17 protein-coding genes are annotated in these 24,290 nt (G+C 72.5%); 8 read left to right on the forward strand and 9 right to left on the reverse strand.

The features are described from left to right. Positions 1-19: 19 nt before the first annotated feature. Positions 20-892: a TIGR03084 family metal-binding protein gene (locus JK364_RS19580; RefSeq protein WP_201852404.1), complete on the reverse strand. Its 873-nt coding sequence runs from the start codon at positions 890-892 to the stop codon at positions 20-22. Between the two features lie 247 nt (positions 893-1,139). Next, complete coding sequence (locus tag JK364_RS19585) at positions 1,140-4,055, reverse strand: FAD-binding and (Fe-S)-binding domain-containing protein (RefSeq protein ID WP_201852405.1); 2,916 nt, start codon at positions 4,053-4,055, stop codon at positions 1,140-1,142. Between the two features lie 433 nt (positions 4,056-4,488). On the opposite strand from JK364_RS19585, the gene serC reads away from it, so the two are divergent. Beyond that, positions 4,489-5,607 (forward strand): phosphoserine transaminase, encoded by a 1,119-nt coding sequence (gene serC, locus JK364_RS19590; RefSeq protein WP_201852406.1) that lies wholly within the window; start codon positions 4,489-4,491, stop codon positions 5,605-5,607. Positions 5,608-5,729: 122 nt separating this feature from the next. On the opposite strand, the gene JK364_RS19595 is transcribed toward serC, so the two are convergent. Further along, entirely contained in the window at positions 5,730-6,734 is a 1,005-nt protein-coding gene (locus tag JK364_RS19595; protein WP_201852407.1) for a hypothetical protein, read from the reverse strand. Between the two features lie 332 nt (positions 6,735-7,066). Between JK364_RS19595 and JK364_RS19600 the strand changes: the two genes are divergently transcribed. Together JK364_RS19600 and JK364_RS19605 are read left to right on the forward strand one after the other, a co-directional pair. Next, a complete protein-coding gene (locus JK364_RS19600) occupies positions 7,067-7,618 on the forward strand; it encodes a hypothetical protein (protein WP_201852408.1) in 552 nt (183 codons plus the stop codon). A gap of 247 nt (positions 7,619-7,865) precedes the next feature. Beyond that, complete coding sequence (locus tag JK364_RS19605) at positions 7,866-8,861, forward strand: aldo/keto reductase (protein WP_201852409.1); 996 nt, start codon at positions 7,866-7,868, stop codon at positions 8,859-8,861. 172 nt (positions 8,862-9,033) lie between these two features. On the opposite strand, the gene thpR is transcribed toward JK364_RS19605, so the two are convergent. From thpR to JK364_RS19625, 4 genes are all read right to left on the reverse strand, one after another. Continuing rightward, positions 9,034-9,627 carry an RNA 2',3'-cyclic phosphodiesterase gene (gene thpR / locus JK364_RS19610; RefSeq protein WP_201852410.1) on the reverse strand — a complete coding sequence of 198 codons (594 nt, stop codon included), beginning with the start codon at positions 9,625-9,627 and terminating at the stop codon, positions 9,034-9,036. A gap of 148 nt (positions 9,628-9,775) precedes the next feature. Then, a complete protein-coding gene (locus JK364_RS19615) occupies positions 9,776-11,281 on the reverse strand; it encodes an MFS transporter (RefSeq protein ID WP_201852411.1) in 1,506 nt (501 codons plus the stop codon). Positions 11,282-11,314: 33 nt separating this feature from the next. After that, on the reverse strand, positions 11,315-11,776 hold the full coding sequence (locus JK364_RS19620; RefSeq protein ID WP_046090048.1) for a MarR family winged helix-turn-helix transcriptional regulator: 462 nt from the start codon (positions 11,774-11,776) through the stop codon (positions 11,315-11,317). Between the two features lie 258 nt (positions 11,777-12,034). Next, positions 12,035-13,504, reverse strand: coding sequence for an NCS2 family permease (locus tag JK364_RS19625; RefSeq protein ID WP_201852412.1), 1,470 nt, complete (start codon positions 13,502-13,504; stop codon positions 12,035-12,037). Positions 13,505-13,693: 189 nt separating this feature from the next. On the opposite strand from JK364_RS19625, the gene JK364_RS19630 reads away from it, so the two are divergent. Continuing rightward, complete coding sequence (locus JK364_RS19630) at positions 13,694-13,975, forward strand: DUF2530 domain-containing protein (RefSeq protein ID WP_201852413.1); 282 nt, start codon at positions 13,694-13,696, stop codon at positions 13,973-13,975. Between the two features lie 350 nt (positions 13,976-14,325). Then, positions 14,326-15,144 carry an SAM-dependent methyltransferase gene (locus JK364_RS19635; RefSeq protein WP_201852414.1) on the forward strand — a complete coding sequence of 273 codons (819 nt, stop codon included), beginning with the start codon at positions 14,326-14,328 and terminating at the stop codon, positions 15,142-15,144. A gap of 84 nt (positions 15,145-15,228) precedes the next feature. On the opposite strand, the gene JK364_RS19640 is transcribed toward JK364_RS19635, so the two are convergent. After that, positions 15,229-18,822 (reverse strand): sacsin N-terminal ATP-binding-like domain-containing protein, encoded by a 3,594-nt coding sequence (locus JK364_RS19640; RefSeq protein ID WP_230992248.1) that lies wholly within the window; start codon positions 18,820-18,822, stop codon positions 15,229-15,231. Positions 18,823-19,836: 1,014 nt separating this feature from the next. Next, complete coding sequence (locus JK364_RS19645) at positions 19,837-20,742, reverse strand: DUF3027 domain-containing protein (protein ID WP_201852584.1); 906 nt, start codon at positions 20,740-20,742, stop codon at positions 19,837-19,839. A 420-nt stretch (positions 20,743-21,162) separates the two neighbouring features. On the opposite strand from JK364_RS19645, the gene JK364_RS19650 reads away from it, so the two are divergent. The 3 genes from JK364_RS19650 to mqnB all read left to right on the forward strand — a co-directional run bounded on the left by JK364_RS19650 (position 21,163) and on the right by mqnB (position 24,274). Beyond that, the gene (locus JK364_RS19650) at positions 21,163-22,677 is read left to right on the forward strand and encodes an MFS transporter (RefSeq protein WP_201852416.1); all 1,515 of its coding nucleotides are present in this window, start codon (positions 21,163-21,165) and stop codon (positions 22,675-22,677) included. A 152-nt stretch (positions 22,678-22,829) separates the two neighbouring features. After that, positions 22,830-23,336, forward strand: a complete 507-nt coding sequence (locus JK364_RS19655; protein ID WP_201852417.1) for a hypothetical protein — start codon at positions 22,830-22,832, stop codon at positions 23,334-23,336. Positions 23,337-23,419: 83 nt separating this feature from the next. Further along, positions 23,420-24,274, forward strand: coding sequence for a futalosine hydrolase (gene mqnB, locus JK364_RS19660; RefSeq protein WP_201852418.1), 855 nt, complete (start codon positions 23,420-23,422; stop codon positions 24,272-24,274). Positions 24,275-24,290: the final 16 nt, after the last annotated feature.

The following is a 24,290-nucleotide window of genomic DNA, read 5'->3' on the forward strand; positions in this document are numbered from 1 at the left end:
AGGGGGCGGGGCGGAGGGGTCACGGGGCGCCTCCGGGGCGGTGTCCGGGAACGTCGCTCTGCGGGGCGGGGCTTATAGCGCGGGCATCACCGCCGTTGTGGTCCGTCCGCTGCCCCGGGGCGCGGCCCTTGCCGGGCGGGCCCGCGAACGCCTGGGCGATGTCCAGCCAGCGGTCCGTGTCCGGCCCTTCGGCGCGTACGGCCAGATCGTCGCGGTGAGCCCGCTGGGTCACCAGCAGACAGAAGTCCAGCGCGGGCCCGGTGACCCGCTGACCGGCGCCCTCCGGCCCGTACGCCCACACCTCACCGTCCGGGGCGGTGAGTTCGACCCGGAACTCCTCGGCCGGCGGCTCCATCCCCCGCGCCGCGTACGCGTAGCCCCGCGCCCGGACGCCGATCCGGGCCACATGGCGCAGCCGGGCGGTGGGGGCCCGGTGCACGCCCAGGGCGTCGGCGACGTCCTGGCCGTGTGCCCAGGTCTCCATCAGCCGGGCGGTCGCCATCGACATCACGCTCATCGGCGGCCCGTACCACGGCAGCCGGGCGCGCGGCGGCTGCGCGGCCAGCGTCCGGAGCAACCGCTCCCGCCCCTCGCGCCACTGGCCCAGCAGCACCTCGGGCGGCTCGGCCGCGCCGCGCTCGGCGCCCTCGTCCACGAACGCGTCCGGCGCGGCCCACGCCCGGCGCACCTCGTCCGCGAACCCCTGGACGTCCTCGGCGGCTTGTACGGCCCGCTCGTCGGTCCACGCGAGATGGGCGATCTGGTGGGCGATGGTCCACCCGGGCGCGGGCGTCGCCATCCGCCACTCCGCGCCCCCGAGCCCGGCCACCAGGCCGTCCAACTCGTCCCCCTCCGCCCGCAGATCGCCGAGCAGAGCCTCCGTCTCGGACACGCGTCGCTCCCGTCGTCGGGTCTGTCGTGTGTCGGCCTTCTCTTGCCCTCGCCGAGTGCTTCGAGTGCTCTCGTCGAGCGAGGGTGGCAGCGCGACGAGAAACAATCAAGCACGCTTGCATGATTCAGCCGGTTGAGACGGCCCGTCAGGGCGCGCTGACATCAGGGCGCGCCGACAGCTGGGCCGGTCGGCTCGATGAGGTGTGTGGCTCGGCCGACCAGCCCCCGGCAACCGCGACCGGCTCGCCTTACGGCAGCCGCTCCGCCAGGACCTCGGCCAGGTGGCGGCCCTTCCGGCCCGCCAGCTGGGTGAGTTGGGTGCGGCAGGAGTAGCCGTCCGCCAGGACTTCGGTGCCGGGGTCCGCGGCCCTTACGGATGGCAGCAGTTGCTCCTCGGCGCAGGCCGCCGAGACCTCGTAGTGGCCGTCCTCGAAGCCGAAGTTGCCCGCCAGGCCGCAGCAGCCGCCGCTCAAGGTGCCGGTAAGGCCGGCGCGTTCGCGGAGGCGGCGTTCGGCGGTGTCGCCCAGGACGGCGTGCTGGTGGCAGTGGGTCTGGCCGACGACGGGGCGGTCGATCCTAGGGGGCTGCCAGTCGGGGGCGTACCGCTCCAGTGTCTGGGCGAACGTCGAGACGGACTCGGCGAGGCGCGCGGCGCGCGGGTCGGTGGTGAGGAGTTCGGGGAGGTCGGTGCGGAGGGCGGCAGTGCAGCTGGGTTCGAGGCCGACCACCGGGAGCCCGGCGTCCAGGGCCGGGGCCATGACGTCCAGGGTGCGCCGCATGACCGTGCGGGCGCGGTCGAGCTGACCGGTGGAGACCCAGGTCAGCCCGCAACAGACGGGCTTCGGCGGGACGACCACCCGCAGTCCGGCCGCCTCCAGCACGGCGACCGCCGACCGGCCGACGGACGGGGAGAGGTGGTTGGTGAAGGTGTCGGGCCAGAGGACGACGGTCCGTCCGTGCTCGGGCCGTCCCGGTTCGGATACCGGTGGGGCTCCTGTCTCGCGTGCCGCTACCCGCCCGGCTCCGGTATCGCGTGCCGCCACCCGCCCGGCCCCCGCCTCGCGTGCCGCCTCGCGGACCCGGTCGCGCCACCACCTCGTGAAGGGCTCGTGGGCCAGTTCCGGGATGTCGCGTTCGGGGGCGATGCCGCCCAGGCGTTTGGCCAGGGTGGCGAGTGGGCTCACCCCGGCCAGCGCGTTGGCCGCCGGGGCCGCCCGCAGGAGGGACGCCGCGCGCAGCCACAGCGGGAGCCAGCCCATCGAGTAGTGGGCGGCGGGGCGCAGCCTGCCCTCGTAGTGGTGGTGCAGGAACTCCGCCTTGTAGGTGGCCATATCGACCTCCACCGGGCAGTCGCTGCGGCAGCCCTTGCAGGACAGGCACAGGTCGAGCGCGTCCCGTACCTCCTCCGAGCGCCAGCCGTCCTGGACGACCTCGCCCGCGAGCATCTCGTGCAGCAGCCGGGCGCGGCCGCGGGTGGAGTGCTTCTCCTCGCCGGTGGCGCGGTACGACGGGCACATCACGCCGTCGCCGGACACCGACTCGTTACGGCACTTGGCGACGCCCACACAGCGCCGGACGGCCGCCGAGAAGTCGCCCTTGTCGTGCGGATAGCCGAACTCGACATCCACCGGCCGCCTCGGCAGCGGATCGAAGCGCAGGTTCTGGTCCAGGCGCTGGGGGCGGGCCAGGACGCCGGGGTTGAGGCCGCCCTCCGGGTCCCACAGGTCCTTGAAGCGGGAGAAGAGGCCGACCATCTCCGTCCCGTACATGCGCGGCAGCAGCTCGGCGCGGGCCAGGCCGTCGCCGTGTTCGCCGGAGAGCGAGCCGCCGTGGGCGACGACGAGATCGGCGAGGTCGGCGGAGAAGGCGCGGAAGACCCGGATGCCGGGCTCGGTCAGCAGGTCGAAGTCGATACGGACGTGGATGCAGCCGTCCCCGAAGTGCCCGTACGGCGTGCCGCGCAGCCCGTGCTGGGTCATCAGGGCGCGGAAGTCGCGCAGATACGCGCCGAGCCGGGGCGGCGGCACCGCGCAGTCCTCCCAGCCGGGCCAGGCCTCGCTGCCGTCGGGCGTCCGGGTGGCGGTGCCGGAGGCGTCCTCGCGCACCCGCCACAGGGCGCGCTGTCCGGCCGGGTCGGCGACCACGGTGTGGTCCGTGGTGGCCTCGGCGGCGGCGCGGGCCACCTCCTGGGCGCGGGAGAGCGCCTCCTCGCGGGTGGCGCCGCCGACCTCGACGAACAGCCAGGCGCCGCCCTTGGGCAGCCCGGTCGTCCCGGCGACCAGGTCGGCGGCCATGCCCTCGACGGTCAGCGGACCGTACGGCAGCAGGGTGTGCGCGGCCTCGGCCGCCGCGCTCTCATCGGGGTAGCCGAGCACGGCGAGGGCGCGGGCGCCGGGCGCCTCCACCAGCCTTACGGTCGCCTCGGTCACCACGCCGAGGGTGCCCTCGCTGCCGGTGAGGGCGCGCGCGAGGTCGGCGTTCTTCTCGGGCAGCAGCTCGTCCAGGGCGTAGCCGGAGATCCGGCGGGGCAGCTCGGGGAAGCCGGTGCGCAGCAGGGCCAGATGCTGGCCGGCCAGGGACCGTATGCCGTCACGGAGCCGGGCGGGCAGGTCGTGGAGACCCTGGGCGGCCCGCACCCGCTCCCCGCCGTAGGTGAGGACGTCCAGCTCGTGGACGTTGTCGGCGGTGGTGCCCCAGGCCACGGAGTGGGAGCCGCAGGAGTTGTTGCCGATCATGCCGCCGAGGGTGCAGCGGCTGTGGGTGGACGGGTCGGGGCCGAACGTCAGCCCATGGGCGCCGGCCGCCGTACGGAGGTCGTCGCAGATCACGCCCGGCTGGACGACGGCGGTGCGCCGCTCGGGGTCGAGCGAGAGGATGCCGCGCATATGGCGGGTGAAGTCGAGGACGATACCGAGCCCGGTGGCCTGGCCCGCGATCGAGGTCCCGCCGCCGCGCGCGACCACCGGCACCCCGCGCTCCCGGCAGACGGCCAGCACCGCCGCCACATCGTCGCCGTCGCGGGGCGCGACCACCCCGGCGGGGACCCGCCGGTAGTTCGACGCGTCCATGGTCATCAGGGCCCGGCTCGCCGTATCGAAGGAGACGTCCCCGCGAACGGCTCGTCGCAGCGCCTGCTCCAGCTCGTCTGCCTGGTGATCAGCCATGCCCTCCATGGTCCACGGCGAGGCGGCCATTGAGAATGTCCAATTCCGATTCATGCCCGCTTCATGGTCAGCATGCATGACCTGTGCATGGCCCGTACACGGACGCTTCACAGCCTCGGCGCATGGCCGCTTCATGGTCGCCATGCATGGCCCGCATGGCCTGCGTGGCCTGCGTGGCCTGCGTGGCCCGCATGGCCGCCTTAAGGCCGCCCCCGCATGGCCCGCATGGCCGCCTTAAGGCCGCCATGTTCCGTGATCGGCCCCTTTACCGGCACACCCTCCATACCGGCACATCCTCCATATCGGCACATCCTCCATATCGGCACATCCTCCATATCGGCACATCCTCGCGCGTCAACAGGATGTGGACATACCGTCTCACCCGCTGGACGGACGGTCGGACCGCGGCGGCCGACGGATTAGGCTTCGGCTCGTGGCTGAGATCCGGATTCCCGATGACATCAAGCCCGCCGACGGACGCTTCGGCTCGGGCCCCTCCAAGGTGCGCACCGAGGCGCTGAGCGCCCTGGCCGCGACCGGAAGCTCCCTGCTGGGCACCTCCCACCGCCAGGCCCCGGTCAAGAACCTCGTCGGCGCCGTACGCGAAGGGGTGCGCGAGCTCTTCCAACTCCCGGAGGGGTACGAGGTCATCCTGGGCAACGGCGGCTCCACCGCCTTCTGGGACATCGCGACCCACGGGCTGATCGACACCAAGTCCCAGCACCTGTCCTTCGGCGAGTTCTCCTCGAAGTTCGCCAAGGCGGCGAAGCTGGCGCCGTGGCTCGAGGAGCCCACGGTGATCACCTCCGACCCCGGCACCCACCCGGAGCCGCGCGCCGAGAGCGGCACGGACGTCTACGCCTACACCCACAACGAGACCTCCACCGGTGTCGCCATGCCCATCCAGCGGGTGGCCGGCGCCGACGAGGGCGCGCTGGTGCTGGTGGACGCCACCTCCGGGGCGGGCGGTCTGCCGGTCGACATCGCCGAGACGGACGTCTACTACTTCGCGCCGCAGAAGTCCTTCGCGGCCGACGGCGGCCTGTGGATCGGCGTCTTCTCGCCCGCCGCGCTGGAGCGCGCCGCCCGGATCCACGCCTCCGGCCGGCACGTCCCCGAGTTCTTCTCGCTGCCGACCGCGATCGACAACTCGCTGAAGAACCAGACGTACAACACCCCGGCGCTGGCGACGCTCTTCCTGCTGGACGACCAGCTGAAGTGGATCAACGGCCAGGGCGGTCTGGACTGGGCGGTGCGCCGCACCGCGACCTCCTCGCGCACGCTGTACGGCTGGGCCGAGGAGTCCAAGTTCGCCACCCCGTTCGTGGCCGACCCGGCCAAGCGGTCGCAGGTCGTCGGCACGATCGACTTCAACGAGGAGATCGACGCCGCAGCGGTCGCCAAGGCACTGCGGGCCAACGGCATCGTGGACACCGAGCCGTACCGCAAGCTGGGCCGCAACCAGCTGCGGGTGGCGATGTTCCCGGCCGTCGACCCGGCGGACGTCGAGGCCCTGACGGCGTGCGTGGACTACGTCATCGACCACCTCTGAGGACTCGCTCCGCACGCGAAGGGGCCCGCGGCCGGTGACCGGCCGCGGGCCCCTTCGCGTGCGCTGACGACCAGCCCCGGGCTCAGCTCCGCAGCCCCGGGCTCAGCTCCGCAGCCCCGGGCTCAGCTCCGGCGGAAGAGCTTGCGCAGGCCGAGGAACACCACCAGCGCGCCGACGAACGTGAGCCCGGCCTTGACCAGGTTGCCGTTCTTCTCGCCGTCGGTCAGCTTGCCGTCGACGCGGTCGGAGTACTCACCGTTCTTCTTCTGCTCCTTCGCGGTGGCGTCCGGCAGCAGCTCCCCGCCCAGGTCCACCGGCGTCACCTTGGAGCCCGCGCCCTCGGTGCCGTACATGAGCGTGCCGCCGTCCGGGGTGAAGGTCACCGACTCGCCCTGCCGCTGGAGCGGCAGCCCCGGCTCCTCCTCCAGCCGCGTCGGCTTTCCGTTCCGCCAGCGGTACTCGGCGGCCGAGAAGTAGCCGCGGAGCACCAGCCGGGTGCCGTCCGGGGAGAACGCCCCGTCCGTGACCTCCATGTCGATGTCGGAGACCCGCTGGAAGACATTCACCCCCGAGGGGCTCAGCGTGGTCGGTCCGGCGTACAGCCCGCCGTCCTCGTCGCTCTTGCTGGCAATGTAGACACGGCCCGTCTTGGGATGGACCATCAGCGCCTCGGCGTTGCGCGGCCCGCCCTGGTACTTGACGGTGAACTGGGTCGCGGTGACGGTGGTGTCCTTCAGCTGCTTCGGCTCCGGGAAGCGGTAGATCCACACATGGGACCACTGACCGCCCAGGTTGTCGCCGATATCGCCGACGTAGACATTGCCGTCCGGCCCTATCGAGATCGCTTCCACATCGCGGGGATCCCCTATGCCGCGCAGGGTGACCCGCGCGACCGTCTTCCCGGTCCTGCCGTCCACGGCATAGATGTACGGGCCGTCCGAGCTGTCGTTGTGCGTCCAGTAGACGCCGGGGTGGAGACGGCTCGCGGCGAGGCCGCTGGACTCGGTGATCCGTGGATCCTGGATCGTGAAGGGAGACGGCGACGACGAGTCGTCGGCGGCGGCCGGGGCGGCTGCGGACACGGCCAGCAGCGCGGCGGCACCAAGTACGAACGGAAGCGGACGCATGGGCCCAAGCCTGCCATCCCGCCGGGGGCGTCCGGCGCCGGAACCACGCCGAGGGCCCCCTCCGGCCACGCACGGCTTCCGGTCCGGGCATGCCTGGCCTTCCGCCCGCGCCTGACTCCATGATCAAGCCGGACTTCCGTGATCGCGCATGACTTCCGCGATCACGGGCAGATAACGTCTGTCAATTATTTGTGCGGGCGACCACCCCGAAATAACCCCGAGATTATTTGACCTCATCCGAGGATTATTTCGGCGAGAAATTTATCGGTCATTGACGGCATAGCGGGCGGCGGCATTGCAATGCAGAAAGGCCCCGCTTACGGTCTGAGCTCATGAGCGAATACAGCCAGTCCTCTTATGCGCAAACCGCGCCGCCTACGCATTCCGCCGGTGCCCCGAACCATGGCGCGGCACCGGCCGCGCCGTCCAAGAAGATCGCGATCTTCGCGATCGTCGGCTCGGTCATCGCGCTGGTCGGCTCCATGGTGAACTGGGTGATCTCCGACGCCGAGGGCGCCACCGGGGGCATCAAGGGCATCGACGGCGACGGCATCATCACGCTGATCATCGCCCTGGTCGCGGCGATCCTGTTCATCGCCGCCATGGCCACCAAGAAGGCGGCGCTCTACCTGGTCGGCGGCGTTCTGGGGCTGGCCATGGCCATTGTCGCGGTCATCAACATGGCGGACACCGAGCGGCTGGTCGTCCAGAAGCTGAAGGACGAGGAGGGGGTGTCGCAGCAGGTCGCGGAGAAGGCTGCGGAGCAGGCCGCGAAGCTGTACGACATGACCGCGGGACCGGGGCTCTACATGGTCCTGGTCGGCGCACTGATGGCCCTCGCGCTCGGCGTTCTCGGCTTTATGAAGTCCCGCGCCGCCCGGTAATCCGAAAAGACCGGTCGCATTCGGCGACCATACTCAGCGGCCCTCTCCGGCGATCATGCTCGATTGAATTCCGACCGGAGCCGCGAAACCCCAAAGACGCCCGCTTTTTGACCGCACGGGGGGCCAAAAAGCGGGCTTTCGGGTTTTCCACAGGGAATTCCCGGCCGGGAACCTGCCGCCGCCGATGACCGGGCACCCGGCCCACCCCCCTTGATTAGAGCGCACTCCAACGGCTTGGCTGATCCCCATGGAGTACACGCAGCTCGGACGCACCGGTCTCAAGGTCAGCCGTATCGTCCTCGGCACCATGAACTTCGGTCCGCAGACGGAGGAGGCCGACAGCCACTCGATCATGGATGCCGCGCTCGACGCGGGCATCAACTTCTTCGACACCGCCAATGTGTACGGCTGGGGCGAGAACAAGGGCCGCACCGAGGAAATCATCGGGAGCTGGTTCGCCAAGGGCGGCGGGCGGCGCGAGAAGACGGTCCTCGCGACCAAGGTGTACGGAAACATGGACGCCGAGGGTGAGCCCTGGCCCAACAGCGACAAGCTCTCGGCCGTGAACATCCGCCGGGCCGTGGACGCCAGCCTCAAGCGGCTCAACACGGACTACATCGACCTCTACCAGTTCCACCACGTGGACCGCTCCACCCCGTGGGACGAGATCTGGCAGGCCATCGACGTCCTCGTACAGCAGGGCAAGATCGTCTACGCGGGCTCCTCCAACCACGCGGGCTGGCACATCGCCCAGGCCAATGAGGCCGCGGCCCGCCGTGGTTCGTACGGGCTGGTCAGCGAGCAGTGCCTGTACAACCTGGCCGAGCGCCGCGCCGAGATGGAGGTCATCCCGGCCGCGCAGGGCTATGGCGTGGGCGTCATCCCCTGGTCGCCGCTGCACGGCGGGCTGCTCGGCGGCGCGCTCCGCAAGGAGCGCGAGGGCGGCGGTTCGCGCAGCACGTCCGGGCGCAGCGCCGACGCGCTGAAGAACTCGACGGTGCGCGATCAGATCCAGCGGTACGAGGACCTGCTGGCCAAGCACGGCATCGAGCCCGGCGAGGCCGCCCTGGCCTGGCTGCTCACCCGGCCCGGGGTCACCGGTCCGATCGTGGGTCCGCGCACGGCCGAGCAGCTGGCGTCGGCGGTGCGGGCGTCGGAGCTGAAGCTGGGCGAGGAGGTGCTGGCGGAGCTGGACGAGATCTTCCCGGGTCCGGGGCCGTCGCCGGAGGCGTTCGCCTGGTAGCCGAGGGCGAGAGCTATTGAGGGGGTGTGGGCCGCGCCGCGGTCCACACCCCCTCCTTCTTCAGCCTCCGAGGGCGGCAGCCGCGGCGACGACGACGAGAATCAGCACCAGCGCGCCGCTCATGATCATGTTTCTGGTCTTGGGGTCCACACCTCGAGATTAGCCGGACCGCTCAGTGCCCCAGCGGCCAGGCCGCCACCACCTCGTAGCGCGGCTGCTGCCCGGGGACGCCCGGGGCCGGTGGATGGCTGCGCACCAGGTTGAGCTCGCCCACGGTCCACTCCCGGCCCGCGAAGTCCGTGAGCCCGTCGACGTACGGCGCGAGGCTGGTGGCGGAGGTGTGGCGCGGGAAGCCATGCCGCGAGGAGCGGGCGCGGGCGATGGTCAGATGCGGGTGGTACGGGCGGTGCCGGTCCATCGGGACCCCGGCCCGTCGGCCGCCCGCCTCGGCGGAGTCGGCCAGCCGTCGCAGGGCCTCGCTGTCGCCGTCGGCGCCCACCCACACCACCCGGTCGTCGAACCGGCCGCCGCCCGCGAGCCGCAGCTCATGGGGGTGGTGCCGATGGGCGGCGCGGGCCAGCCGGGTGTGCAGCTCGGGCAGTACGTCCTCGGCCACCTCGCCGAAGAAGGCGAGCGTGAAGTGCCAGCCCTCCCGCTCGGTCCAGCGCAGCCCGTCCGCCCCCGGCAGCGCCCGGAGCGCCTTGACCCGCGCGGCCAGCTCGGCGACGGCCGCCTCCGGCGGCAACACGGCGGCGAAGAGTCTCATCCGCCCAGTCTCCCGCACCGGGGTTGGCAACTCGGCCCCTCCAAAGGGCACCTCCCAGCGGTAGCTGGGGGAGTTTGAGGAGCGGGGTACGGGGCGGAGGTCCGGCGAGGCCAAAGAGGCGGAGCCCCGGCAAGGCCGAAGGGGCGGTTCAGGCCGTGGCGGCCAGCGGCTTCTCCTCCGCCTCAGGCGTACGCGGCACGAAGATCACATGCGGGTGGCCGCGGCGCAGATCCAGCTTCAGCCGCAGGCCGCCGGCCCGGACCAGGATCAGCCCCACCGCGGCCGCGGCGGCCGCCGAGATCAGGCCGCCCGCGGCGAAGCCGATGCGCGCGCCGTAGGTGTCGGTCACCCAGCCCACCAGCGGGCCGCCGATCGGGGTACCGCCGACGAAGACCATCATGAACAGGCTCATCACCCGGCCCCGCATCGCGGGATCCGTCGCGAGCTGGACGCTGGAGTTCGCGGTCACGTTGAACGTCAGGCTGAAGATCCCGATCGGCACCATGAGCGCCGCGAAGAGCCAGAAGTACGGGGTGGCCGCCGCGACCATCTCCAGCACGCCGAACATCAGCGCGGCCCCGACCAGCAGTCGCCGCCGGGCCACCACCCGCCGGGCGGCGAGCAGCGCGCCCGTCACCGAACCGATCGCGATCAGGGTGTTGAGCAGGCCGTACGTGCCCGGCCCGGCGTGGAAGACATCGTCGGCGAAGGCGCTCAGCCAGATCGGGAAGTTGAAGCCGAAGGTGCCGATGAAACCGACGAGCACGATCGGCCAGATCAGATCGGGGTTCCCGGCCACATAGCGCAGCCCCTCCCGCAGCTGCCCCTTGCCGCGCGGCGCCCGCTCGACCTTGTGCAGCTCGCTGGTGCGCATCAGCAGCAGCCCGATGATCGGGGCGACGAAGGAGACTCCGTTGATCAGGAAGGCCCAGCCGCTGCCCACGGCGGTGATCAGCACACCGGCGACCGCCGGGCCGATCAGCCGGGCGGACTGGAAGTTCGCGGAGTTGAGGCTGACCGCGTTCCGCAGGTCCTTGGGGCCGACCATCTCGTTGACGAAGACCTGGCGGGTCGGGTTGTCGACGACGGTGACCATGCCGAGCAGGAACGCGATGAGATAGACGTGCCAGACCTGGACGTGTCCGCTGAGGGTGAGGGCGGCGAGCGCGAGCCCGCACAGCCCCAGCGCGGTCTGGGTGAAGAGCAGCAGCCGGCGCCGGGGACATCGGTCCGCGAGGACCCCGCCGTAGAGGCCGAAGAGCAACATGGGCAGGAACTGCAGCGCGGTGGTGATGCCGACCGCGGTGGAGGAGCCGGTGATGCTCAGGACCAGCCAGTCCTGGGCGATCCGCGACATCCAGGTGCCGGTGTTGGAGATCATGGCACCGGTCGCGAACAGGCGGTAGTTGCGGATCCTCAGCGAACGGAAGGTCCCGCCCCGGGTGCGACCCGCGGTGACGGCGGGCGCGGGGTCGGATACGGAGATTCCCGGGTTTCCGGAGGTTCCGGTGAGTCCGGAGGTTCCGGTGAGTCCGGGAGTTCCGGAGGTTCCCGGGATTCCGGGGGGTCCGGAGGTTCCGGGGGGTCCCGGGTTTCCGGGGTTTGCGGGGTTCTTCGGTGCGGGTGCGGAGTCTGCTCCGGGTCCCGTACTCAAGTGCGTTCGCCTCCTGGCTGTCTCGGGTCGTTCTTACATATGCGCGAGCTTCTCCAGCACGGGCGCGGCGGCGCGCAGCACGTCCCACTCGTCCTCGGTCAGCTCCCCGACCAGCTCGGCCAGCCAGGCGTTGCGCTTGCGTCGGCTCTCTTCGAGCATGGCCTCTGCCCGCTCGGTCGGCGAGACGACTTTCTGCCGCCGGTCCTCCGGATGCGGCTCGAGTCTGACCAGTCCCTTGGCCTCCAGCAGCGCCACGATGCGGGTCATCGACGGCGGCTGGACGTGCTCCTTGCGGGCCAGCTCGCCGGGGGTGGCGGAGCCGCACTGGGCCAGCGTGCCCAGGACCGCCATCTCGGTCGGGCTGAGCGATTCGTCCACGCGCTGGTGCTTGAGCCGCCGCGACAGACGCATCACTCCGGACCGCAGGGCACTCACGGCGGCCGCGTCATCGGGGGGCGCCTCCGCCTGGTGCTGGAGACGGGACAGATCCGGCATGGTCTTTAGCATAACTCATTACCTCGTCTAATGAAAACCCTAGTGACATCCCTATTTCCATTTCACCCGAACGAGTGAGTCAACTCCGGGCAGTGACGTACGGCGGCACGCATGAGCGCCCAGGACCACGGGGGTCCGGGGCGCTCAGGGCGGAACGCTCATGCGCCAGGAGGGACGGCGTACCGGCGGGACGGCGTACACCAGGGCGGGACGACGACTCGGCCTAGGCGGGGCCGAGCCCGACTCAGGAGACTCGGCTCAGGAGACGCCGAGTGCCTGTTCGATCGGGTTGAGCAGGAAGTACACCAGGAAGCACAGCCCCACCACGCCCAGCAGCCACGGGATCTCCCGGGTCCGCCGGGTGGCGATGCGCAGCAGCAGGAACGAGAGGACACCCAGCCCGATCCCGTTGGTGATGCTGTAGGTGAACGGCATCGAGATCATGGTCAGGAAGGCCGGGATCGCGATCGTGAAATCGCTCCAGTCGATCTCCTTGACGTTCGCCGCCATGATCAGGAAGCCGACGACCACCAGCGCGGGGGTCGCGGCCTGCGAGGGCACCACCTTGGCCAGCGGGGTGAAGACCAGCGCGAGCAGGAAGAGCCCGCCGGTCACCACGTTCGCGAGTCCAGTGCGCGCCCCCTCCCCGACGCCCGCCGTGGACTCCACGAAGCAGGTGTTGGCCGAGGCCGAGCCGAAGCCGCCGCCCGCCACCGCGACGCCGTCCATCATCAGGATCCGGCCCATGCCCGGCAGCTGACCGCGCTCATCGGTCAGCCCGGCCTCCTCGCCGACGCCGATGATCGTGCCCATCGCGTCGAAGAAGCCGGAGAGCAGCACGGTGAAGACGAAGAGGCAGCCGGTGAGCAGGCCGACCTCATGGAAGCCGCCGAAGAGGCTGACATCGCCGACGAGGCCGAAGTCCGGGGTGTCGACCACCTTCTCCGGCACCGAGGGGATGGTCAGCCCCCACTGGGCGTCCGGGATCTGGGCCAGAGAGTTGATCACGATCGCGACCACGGTCATGGTCACGATGCCGATCAGGATCGCGCCGCGCGTCTTGCGGACGATCAGGATGAAGGTGAGCGCGAGACCGGCCACGAAGACCAGCACCGGCCAGCCATCCAGCCGCCCGGCCACGCCCAGGCCCAGGGGGACGGTGGTGTGCGCGGAGTCGGGGTTACGGCTGACGAAGCCGGAGTCGACCAGACCGATCAGGGCGATGAAGAGACCGATGCCGATCGCGATCGCCCGCCGCAGCCCGGACGGGATCGCGTCCATCACCCGCTGCCGCAGCCCCGAGGCGACGAGGATCATCAGCACCAGACCCGCGAGCACCACCATGCCCATCGCGTCCGGCCAGCTCATCTTGGGTGCGAGCTGGAGCGAGACCACGGCGTTGATGCCGAGACCCGCGGCCAGCGCGATGGGGACGTTGCCGATGATCCCCATGAGCAACGTGGTCAGGCCCGCGATCAGGGCGGTGGCGGTGACCAGCTGGCCGTTGTTGAGCTGATGCCCGAACTTGTCCGTACCGGCCCCGAGGATGATCGGGTTCAGTACGACGATGTAGGCCATCGCAAAGAACGTGGCCAGTCCGCCCCGGATCTCCCGGGAGATCGAGGAACCACGCTCGCTGATCTTGAAGAACTTGTCGATGCCGTTGGCGGGGGGAGTCGGAGCCTGCTTACTGGCGGCGTCGACCGGCGCGGGGGCCGAGGGGGACATGAAGGACCTCAGTGTGCGTGAACATCAACAGCGGGCCCTTTGGACGATCGAACAAGACATTCCGCTCAGACCCAGAAGTATTCAGTATGAAACTATCAAGGCCCGATCACCAAACCGGTCTCGGCGAGATCCCGGCGAGGTCGGCACGGCCCCGGTCGGGCCCATGACTGGCCCCCTTAAGCTGTGGCCATGACGAAGTGGACCCCCAAGCACGAGGCGCCGGAGCCCCTTGAGGGCAATGTCGTGGCCACCATCACCGGCGGCACGATCGTGTGGTTCGTCCTCTTCCTCGCCCAGCTGCCCTTCTACGGCTGGTTCCACGAGCACGGACATCTGTGGTGGCTGTGGACCTGCCTGGCCGGCGGCGGCCTCGGACTGCTCGGCATCTGGTACGTACGGGCCCGGGAGGCGGCGATCCACCGCGACTCGCGGAACGGCGACGCGCAGACGGCCGACGCACAGAACGGCTGACGCACAGCACAGCCGACGCACAGAACGGCTGACGCGCTGCACTGCTGACGCGCGGAACGCCTGGCGCACTCCGCGACGGCGCGGCGCCGGGCCGTCCGCCGTTCCCGGCGGCGGCCCGGCGCCCTGGCCTGGCGCGCGGGCGCGCTCCCCTCCTCATGGCGCACCCGCTCACCCGTCCGCGATGCGCGCAGAAAGATGGCGGCCCCGCCGCGGGGACGCGCGGGCGGGGCCGGATAGGCCAACTGTACGATCTTCACCGGCTGTTCACAATGTTGCGGAAGCCTCACGACGGGCACTTTGTTCGGGAACTACCGTCTTGCGGTCGTCAACTCACCAGTAATGTGAGGGATATGACCGGTAACCGCTTTCGTGCCGATGAGATCGACACCAGCAAGCCGCACTCGGCTCGCATGTACGACTACTTCCTGGGCGGCAAGACCCACTACGCGGTCGACACCCACGCCGCCGAACAGGTCGAGGCCGTCTGGCCCGAAGTCAAGCCGTGGACGCGTGCCAACCGGTCATTCATGCACCGCGCGACCCGCTGGCTCGCGGACGTGGCGGGCATACGTCAGTTCCTGGACATCGGCACCGGCATCCCCACCGAGCCCAACCTCCACCAGGTCGCCCAGAAGGCCGCCCCGGACTCCCGGGTCGTCTACGCGGACAACGACCCGATAGTGCTGGCCTACGCGCAGGCCCTGTTGCTCTCCACGCCCGAGGGCCGCACCGCCTACATCCACGCGGACGTCAGCGATCCGGAGGGGATCCTGGCCGCCGAGGATCTGAACGACACCCTCGATCTGTCCCAGCCGGTCGCCCTGTCGCTAAATGCGATCATGCACTTCATCGCGGATGAGCAGAAGCCGTACGAGATCGTGCGCCAACTGGTCGAGCCCTTGGCCCCGGGCAGCTATCTCGTGCTCTCGCACGGCGCGCTCGACCCCCGCCCCGGGGTCTCGGACGCGGTCACCAACCTCTACCGCAGCAGCGGCATCCATGTGCAGGGCCGCACTCAGGAAGAGATCCTTCCGTTCTTCGACGGGCTGGAGCTGGTCGATCCGGGCGTGGTGATGCCGCACCGCTGGAAGCCCGAGAGCGAGCAGGCCAGGGCCGAGGCGGAGGCCAAGGAGTTGTGGATCTTCGCGGGCGTGGCACGCAAGCCCTGACCCGGGAACGGGCCCTGCCCAAGGGCAAGCGAACGGGCCTTGCCCCGGGGCAAGGCCCACGCACACCCCGTACGCACGCACCCGTCAGTCGAACCAGCGGGCCCGCGCCAGCTCCTCCGTACGGGTCAGATCCTCCAGCAGGGCCGCCACCTCGAACCGGCGCGCCCAGTGCCCGGCGGCCCAGGACAGACCGGCCGCGACGCCCTCGACCGTCGAGGCGTGCAGCGTGCCGTCCACATACCGCCAGTCCAGCTCGATCTCACCGGCGCCCGAGCCCGACCCCTCGTCCTCCGAGCCCTCGCCCTCGCCCTCGATCAGCAGTTCCTCGTGCTCGATGTACGACAGCGGGGCGCCCGGGAGGAGTTCGCGGACCGCCTCGGGCACCTCGTGCGGATCGCCCTGTGAGATCACCCGCGCCGGGTACGCCTCGCTCAGCCGCCGCACCTGGAACAGCTCGGCCAGCTCCGCCGCCCGCGTCGGCCGTACGGGCAGCAGCGCCCGGCCGTCCGCCTCGGCCAGCGGCATCAGGTCGGGGGCGTCCGCGACCAGCGCCTCGCCCGCCTCGACCACGGTCGGCTCACCGTCCACGATGGCGCGCAGCTCGTCCGGCAGGGTCACCTGCTCGGGCTCCAGGTCGGCCAGCTGCCCGTAGATGGCGTGCAGCTGGGCGGGGGTCACCTCGCGGTCCGGGTCGGCGAGGCGCGCCAGCAGCTCGGCGGCGCCGCCCGGCTCGTCCAGCAGCGCGGCGACGGAGGTCCGTACGCCCAGCGCCCGCAGCACCTGCTCGTCCTCGAACCCGGCGGCGTCCACCGCCTCGTACAGCCCGGCCAGCAGCGGATCGCCCCCGGCCGCGCGCAGCCCGGCGGGGCGGCGGCCGTCCAGCACCGGATGGCCGCGCAGCCACCACGCGGTGTACGAGCGCACGATCTCCGTCGTGCCGTCCGGCAGCAGCACCCGCACCGGCGCGGTCAGCGCGTCGCGCAGCGGCGGCTCGGCGAGCATGGCGAGCGCCCGCGGCCAGGCGTCGTCGTCGACCAGGTCCAGGTCGCGTACGGCCACGATCTCGGTGGCCACCGGCGGCACCGGCGTCTCCGGCAGCCGGTCCAGCACGTCCTCGCACCACACGTCGACGGCGTCCAGCACGCCGACGTCGTCCGGTTCGGTGAAGTCGCCCTCGCGCGGCTCCAGTTCATCCGGGTCCAGCACCACATCGGTGGCCCTGGCCAGCGTGAAGCCCGCCAGCACACCGACCGCGGCGAGCGGCTGCTCACCCCAGCGTTCGGCCAGCTCGGTGTCGCAGGCGGCCAGTTCGCCCTCCCGCATCACCTGTTCGAAGGCGCTGCCGGGCAGGACCAGCTCACCGGCCGGGGCCAGCTCCCCGTCCTCGTCCGGCAGCGCGAGCGCGGCCAGCCACGGCTCGTCGCCGGGCGCCAGCCGGGCCTGCTGGACCAGGCCGAGGACGGTGTCGGCCAGCGTGTCGGCGTCCAGCGCCGCGCCCAGGCCGCCCTCGCCCTCCTCCGCGAACGGGTCGTACTCGTCCTCCGCCTCCAGCGAATGCGCGACGGCGGTCCGAACCTGCGGGGTCGTCAGCACGGCGCGGGGCGTGGCGGGGGTCGCGCCGAGCTTTTCCAGCAGCGGATGGGCGGCGTCCGGATGTGCAACTTTCAGGCCGAGGCGGGCGAGGGTGCGATGCGTATCGCTGACCGCGGCGCCGCGGTCGGGGGTCCGCGCGGGCACGGCGGACCCGACGGTTCCGGCGGGGGCGGCGATCCCGGCGGACTCGGCCGGTCCGGCGGACTCGGTAGGCCCGGTAGTGAAGACGGAACCGGTGATTCCGGCGGACTCGGCGGTTCCGATGCTGTCCAGGCTGTGCAGGCCGTCCACGCTGTGCAGGCCGTCCAGGTCGCCGTCGGCCTCGCCCGGCAGCGGCAGCAGCACCTGCCGGGGCCCGATCGTCGTCCGGCCGTCCGCCAGCGGCACCGGCAGCCCGCTGAGCCGGTCCGGGTCGATGCCGCCCAGCGAGTCGTACAGCCGCCGCCACCACGCCGGGGCGCGCTCCACCCCCGCGAGCCGGTCGATGAGCTCGCCCAGCGGCACCCGGGCCACGCCCAGCACCCGCAGCTCCGAGCGGCGCTCGAGACCCGCGGGCAGCAGCGTCGGGAACAGCTCGGCCAGCACCTCCACCGTCTCCGCGCCCGCGCCCTCGACGATCTCGGCGTCCCGGGGCCGCAGCGCGTACGGCTCACCCTCGGCGCCGCCGCGCGCCAGCACATCGTCGTCCCAGTCGGCCGGGGCGGGCGCGGGCGGGGCGGCAGCCGGCTCCCCCGCGACGGGGCCGCCCTGGGCGGCGTCCGGGCCGAGCGCCTCCGGCGAGCCGAGCCAGCCCGCCGCGGCCTCGGCCACGGCCACGGCCGCATCCTCCGTGCCCACGCCCACCGCCGGTGCGGCGGCGCTGGGCAGGAACGGCACCCTCGGCAGCCTCTCCAGCACCCGCTGGCGCAGCTCCCCATCCAGCTCGCCCCGGCCCAGCTGGCCCGGGACCAAGTCGATCGAGCCGACCGAGACCGGATGCCAGTCGCGCAGCAGCGTCGCGTACGCCTCGGCCGCGCGGTCCAGCAGGAAGTCCGTGAGCGGCCCGGGGGCGGTGTGGCGCCGGGTGGGCTCCAGCGGGAAGGACGCGATCAGCAGCGCGGGCATGCCCAACGGCTCGTCGGTCGGCGTCGGGGCGTGGACCACCGGGGCGGTCGCGCGCCGCGTCGGCGCGCCCTCCGCGTCCACCGGAACCGCCCAGGTCACCGACCACACCGGGCGCAGTCGCTCCTCCACCGGGCGGTCGGCGAGCAGCTCCGGCTCCAGCCGCCCGCCGGCGCTCTCGGTGCGCCAGCGCGTCGTACCGCGCGCGCCGCTGTCCTCGACGACGGTGTACGGGCCGTCCTGGCGGCGGCGCAGCGTCCGGGTGCCCTCGACGGTCTCGACCACGACCTCGGCCAGACCGGGGAGGGTCAGCAGCAGCGCGTCGTCGATCCCGGCCAGCAGCCGCTCCACCACGTCCAGCGCGGCGCCGTCGCGCAGCGGCAGCACCACGACGGTGTCGTAGCCCTCCGGGGCACTCCCCTCGGCGGGCAGCGGCAGCCGCAGCAGCGGTACGTGGCCGTCGCGGCGGCGCAGCTCCTCGGCGAGGCCGGGGCCGGCGGCGGTGGCCCGCTGGGTCAGCTCCCGCGCCTCGGCCAGCGACCAGCGCACCCCGCCGGTGCGGCCCACGACCGCGGGCTCGTCACTCACCGCGAGCACCGCCGCGAAGCCGACGCCGAACCGCCCGACCGCGCTCTCCGGCTCGTCCCGCTTGGCCGACGCCCGCAGAGTGGACAGCGACTCGACCCCGGCCGCGTCCAGCGGCGCCCCGGTGTTGGCGACGGCCAGCACGGCGGGCTCGCCGTCGGTGGCCGGCCGCAGGGTCAGCCGCAGCCGCCCCGACACCCCGGCGCGGGCGGCGGCGTCCGCCGCGTTCTGAGCCATCTCGACGACCAGCCGGTCCCGGTGGCCGCCCAGCGCCAGGTCCTCCTCGGCGTTGGCGTCCTCCCGGAACCGGGCGGGCGACGCGGCCCAGGCGTCCAGCACGCCGCGCCGCAGCCGCGCGGTCCCGAACGGGTCCGCGTCCTCGGTCGCGCCTCGCACCATCGCCGTGCTGCTCACGTCTCGCCTCCGGAAGTTCCTGGTCGGGGTCCGTCCTGCGCCACGGCGCCACACCGCCGAGTCCCCCGCGGTGCGGATCGCCTTACCGCGCTCGCCGTTCCCAAGCGTGCCGCCCTTGCTAGCCGCGAACGTACCGCTATCCGCCCTCAAACGACGCCCCGGGCCCCACACAACCGGATTCTCCCCCTCACCTTGGCCCCCTCGGGACCTTGGCCCCTCGAGACCTTGGGGCCCTCGGGCCCCTCCCGCCGGGTCCCTGCCTCGTGCGCCCAAGCGGAGGCGCACCCTCCACCACCGCCGGGGCCCCGCTGCGGCGGGCGCCCCGGTGCCGTCGTGACCGCTTACCCCGGGCGTGACCGCTTACCCCGGGCGTGACCGCTTGCCCCGGTGGATGTCCGACGGCTCGTGATGCCTGCGGCGGGCTGCTTTCCCCTCCCCGCCCCTTCCCGCAACTGGGGCTCCGCCCCAGACCCCGGGGTGCGGGGCGGAGCCCCTGGCATGCCCCTGGCCGCCGCCCGGCAGGGCCGAACCGGGGCAGCCGAACTCACCGTTGAGACCTGACGACAACGCAGCGGACGGGCCGAAGTGATACGGCGCGGCGCCGCGCGCGTCCGGACAGAGCGCGTCCGGGCAGGGCGCGTCCGGGCAGGGCTCGGCTGGTCCGCATCGCTCGAAGCCGCCGCCAGGGCGACGCGAGACCCCGCCAAGGCACGCGGGGCCCGGCCACCGGCCCGGCCACCCTGCCCACACGTCGCCCAGACGAGCCTGAGAGGCGGCGTAACCGGGACGACGGCGGTGGGCAGCGGCCCACCCGGCGGGGGCGGCAACCGCGGGCGATCGGGGGCGCTGACGCCGCGATGAGCCGGGATGTGCGCGCTCCCGCCGGGACGGGAGTCCACGGCCGCCGTCGCGGCGACGGTGGACCGGACGGGCGGCCCGGGACCGCCGCTCCCCAGTGACCTGGCCAGGGCCGGTGCGGGGCGGGCCCCGCGCCTTCTCTCAGCTGTGGCCCAGTTCCTCCGGGGGCGTGTCCGGCTCGACGGAGCCGCTCGTGCGGTCCGGGTGGAGGGGGAGGGGTTCGACGACGGTTTCGTCGACTACGGGTGGGGCCGGGCGGGGGGGCTTGGGCATGACGGCGGCCTCGGAGTGGGCGCCGCAGCCGTAGGAGAGGGAGACGACGCGGCCGTCCGCCGGGCTGAACTCGTTCGCGCAGACCCCGAACGCCTGTCCCAGCGAGCCGCCGAGGGCCACCAGGAAGCCGCAGCTCGCGCAGGTGCCGGGGGCCGCCTGGGCCATGGGGGTCTTGGGGCCGTACGCCTCGTCCCAGCGGTCGGCCGCGTCGTGGAGACCGTAGCGGGACAGCACCCGGGCGCGCCGCATGCCCAGTTCCTCGGCGATGGCCGCGATGGAGCCGGTCGCGGGCGCGGCGGTCTGCGCCGCGGGGGCGCCGGCCGTCACATCGGCCTCCTCCACCGCCGCGAGCTGCTGCATCTCCTCCGAGACCGCGGAGTTGGGCGGCGGGGCGTCCTCGCCGGAGTAGCCGGGTTCCAGGCGCAGGTCCTCGGCCTCGGTGGGGAGCAGATCGCCCGGCCCCATGTCGCCGGGGCGCAGCCGCTCGCTCCAGGGCACCCACTCCGGCGCGAGCAGCGCGTCGGGGCCGGGGAGCAGTACCGTCTCGTCCAGGGTGACGGCCTTCGCGCGGGAGGCGCGGGTCACCGTGACCGCCCAGCGCCAGCCGCGATAGCCCGGCTCGGGGCTCTCGAAGAGATGCGTGACCACGCGGTCGCCCTCGGCGACAGCGCCCAGATACTCGCCCACCTGCCCCGGATGGGCGGCTTCCGTGGCCGCCTCGCGGGCGAGTTCGACCGCCTCGGCGCACAGGCGGTCGGGGGTACGGCTTCGCATCGCACTCACAGGATCGATTCTCTCTTCCACGCCGTCGCAGCCGTCTGACCTGGTGCGCCAGCCGTACGGCCGTCGCGGGACCACGGACGGAGCGGACCATGGGGCCGCGTCGACGTCCGCGCCCATCCGGCCTTCGGGCGCACCTTGTACGTCCCATTCTGCGGGATGGCTACTCGGCACACGGCCAGGAACGACCCTCGGTGGCGCGGTTACGCACGCTACCTTGTCCGGCCGCACCGGCCCTACCCCCGTCTCATCCCCACCTCCGGCCGCGGCGCCGTACGCCCCCTCCCCTCCCGCCCCCGCGAAAGCGCATTTCCGCTGGACAGCGGGGTGTTGCCGATCTCTGCCGACGGCGCCGCCATCCGGAAAGCCGTCGAAGGTCTGACGCTTCGGCCGCGTTGGCTGCACCATGGTCAGGTGGCAGGAACGCGGTGGTACAGCGGCGGCTCGACCGGGAGGTCGGGCCGCTGGGTCGTCCACGCCCTCCGTCTCCCCTTCGCGCTCCGCCTCCCTTTCACCGCGGCCGGGCGGGGCATCCGCCGGGCCACTCACGCCCACGGCGCCGGCGAGTCGGGGCTCGGCAAGCTGATCGAACTGCACGCGGTGAACTCCGCGGGCGACATGCTGATCACCGTCGCCCTCGCCTCCACGATCTTCTTCTCGGTCCCGACCGACGAAGCCCGCGGCCGGGTCGCGCTCTACCTGGTCATCACCATGGCGCCGTTCGCGCTGCTCGCCCCCGTCATCGGCCCGTTCCTGGACCGCATTCCGCACGGCCGCCGCGCGGCGATGGCGGGCGCGATGCTGACCCGCGTGGTGCTCGCGCTGACGATGGCGGGCGCGGTGGCGGGCGGCGGGCTCGAGCTGTATCCGGCGGCGCTGGGCGTGCTGGTGGCGTCCAAGGCGTACGGAGTCGTCCGTTCCGCCGTCGTGCCACGGCTGCTCCCACCCCACTTCTCCCTGGTCAAGGCCAATTCACGGGTCACCCTTGCCGGGCTGCTCGCCACCGGCGCGGCGGCCCCGCTGGGGGCCGGGCTGCATCAGATCGGGCCGAGCTGGCCGCTGTACGGGGCGTCCGCGATCTTCCTGCTGGGCGGATTCCTGTCGTTCACCCTGCCGCACAAGGTGGACTCCTCGAAGGGCGAGGCCAGGGCGCAGCTGACCTCGGGACAGCGCCATCTGCATCTGCCGGTCACGGTGCGCAAACCCAAGGCCAGGGTCGGCGGGGCCAGGACCGCCCCGGCGGTCGGCGGGGACAGGACCGCCTTCTCCCGGACCGCGTTCTCCCGGACCGCCTTCTCACGGATCGCCTTCTGGCGGCGCCGGTCCCGGCGGCCCGGCCTCAGTACGGTCGGCCCCTCCGTGCTGCACGCCCTCCAGGCGTGCGCCGCGCTGAAGACCCTGTCCGGGTTCCTCACCCTCTTCCTCGCCTTCCTCCTCCGCGACCAGCCGCTGGCCGGGCTCGGCCCCGAGATCTCGCTCGGCCTGGCCGCGGTCTGCGCGGGCGGCGGCAACGCGCTGGGCACCGCGATCGGCGCCTGGCTGCGGGCGCGCGGCCCGGAGCTCATCATCGCGGTGGTGCTGAGCTCCGCCCTGGGCGTGCTCATCGTGTCGGCGGCCCTCTACGGCGCGGTGACTGTGGCCGCCGTGGCCGCCACCGCCGGGATCTCCCAGGCGCTGGGCAAGCTGTCGCTGGACGCGCTGATCCAGCGTGACGTCCCGGAGGACGTCCGCACCTCGGCGTTCTCGCGCTCCGAGACGACGCTCCAGATGGCGTGGGTCGTCGGCGGCGCCATCGGCATCGTGCTGCCCCTCCACGGGGTGCTGGGGATGGCGGTCGCCGCGGCGGTGATCGCGCTGGGCACGGCGCTGAGCGTCCGCGGACTGCTGAGCGCCTCCCGGCAGGGGGCGCCGTATCCGCGGGTTGCGTGAGTCCCGAGCCGCGCCCGAGCCCGGCGGGGACCGCCATCGGCGAGTCGTACCTGCGCGCACGGCGGTCCGGTAGTTTTGGGCAGGAAATAATTGAGGCCTGCGGAGTCCTACCCGCGCGTGAGGCGATCGGTGGGGCCAGATAGCCTGCCCGCATGACCGCTGCGCTGTTTTCCAGGGGCAAGGGCCGCCGCGCCGTCACCGCCGCCTGTGCTGTGTCCCTCGGGCTCGTCGCCCTCTCCGCCTGCGACAAGCCGACCCCGCTGGCAACGGTGACGGTCGGTTCGAACACCGTGACGGCCGAGGCGAGCAACGGCTGCTACGGCGACGGCAAGGACCTGAGCTCGAAGAAGTTCAAGGACTGCCTGTCCGCCAAGCCCGAGAAGACGATCAGGGTGACCCCTGGGGACAAGGTGCGGATCGGGGTGGACCCCGAGATCGCCAAGTCCAGCTGGGGCCTGATCGCCAACAACCCGGTCATGGCCGAGGCGAGCAAGGAGACGTACCGCAGCTTCGACAGCGAAACGCTCTTCGCCCGGCAGAACCCGCAGACCGGCCAGACCACGCTCGAGAAGAAGGTCACGATCACGGTTGCCGAGCTCGGCAAGAGCAGCCAGGGCGTCAAGGGCATCTGGCGCTTCACGCTGGAACGGGACTCCTGACGGGACGCTTGACGGGGCCTGGTCCTACCGGGTCACCGCCGCGCCGCCGTGACAGGGTTGTGTGTGACAAGGGGGAGTCACCCATGCGCGTACTGATCGTCACGGCCGTACCCGCCGAGCGGGACGCCGTCGTACGGGGCGTCGGCGCCACGGCCCCCGAGCCGGCCGAGCTCCCCGTCCCCGGCGGGGTGCTCCACCGGCTGAGCCCGGCGCCGCCCACCGGGCCGCCGCTCACCGTGGACGTCCTGGCCGCCGGAGTCGGCCCGGCGGCCGCGGCGGCCGGAACCGCCGCCGCCCTGACCGCGGCCGCGGTCGCCCGCACCCCCTACGACCTCGCCGTCTCGGCCGGTATCGGCGGCGGCTTCACCATCGCGGGGCCCGCCACCGCGCGCCCCGTAGCCGCGGGGTCCGTCGCCGCAGGGCCCGCCACCACAGCGCCCTCCACCGCGGGACCCGCCGCCGCGCCGCCCGCCGCCGCGCGCCTCGGCTCCGTCGTCGTCGCCGACGCCATCGTCGCCGCCGACCTGGGCGCCGAGACCCCCGACGGCTTCGCCGCCGTCACCGACCTGGGCTTCGGAACCGTCGAGCACCTCCCGCCCGCCCCGCTCGTCGCCGCCGTCGCCGAGGCGACGGACGCCGTGCGCGGCACTGTGCTCACCGTGTCGACCGTGACCGGGAGCGCCGAACGGGCCGCCGAGCTGCTGCGCCGCCATCCGCGCGCCGTCGCCGAGGCCATGGAGGGCTTCGGCGTCGCTGAGGCCGCCGCGGCGCAGTCCGTGCCCGCTCTGGAAGTACGGACAGTCTCCAACGCCGTCGGACCCCGCGACCGCGCGGCCTGGCGGATCGGGGAGGCGCTCGAGGCGCTCACCGGCGCCTTCGCGACCATCGCCCCCCTCCTCGGCACCTGGACCTTTGACCCGGAAGGAACCCGGCAGTGACTGAGCCCCTGAGCGA

Origin of the sequence: Streptomyces endocoffeicus, from assembly GCF_016741935.1 — a bacterium.
GTDB classification, from domain to species: Bacteria; Actinomycetota; Actinomycetes; order Streptomycetales; family Streptomycetaceae; genus Streptomyces; species Streptomyces endocoffeicus.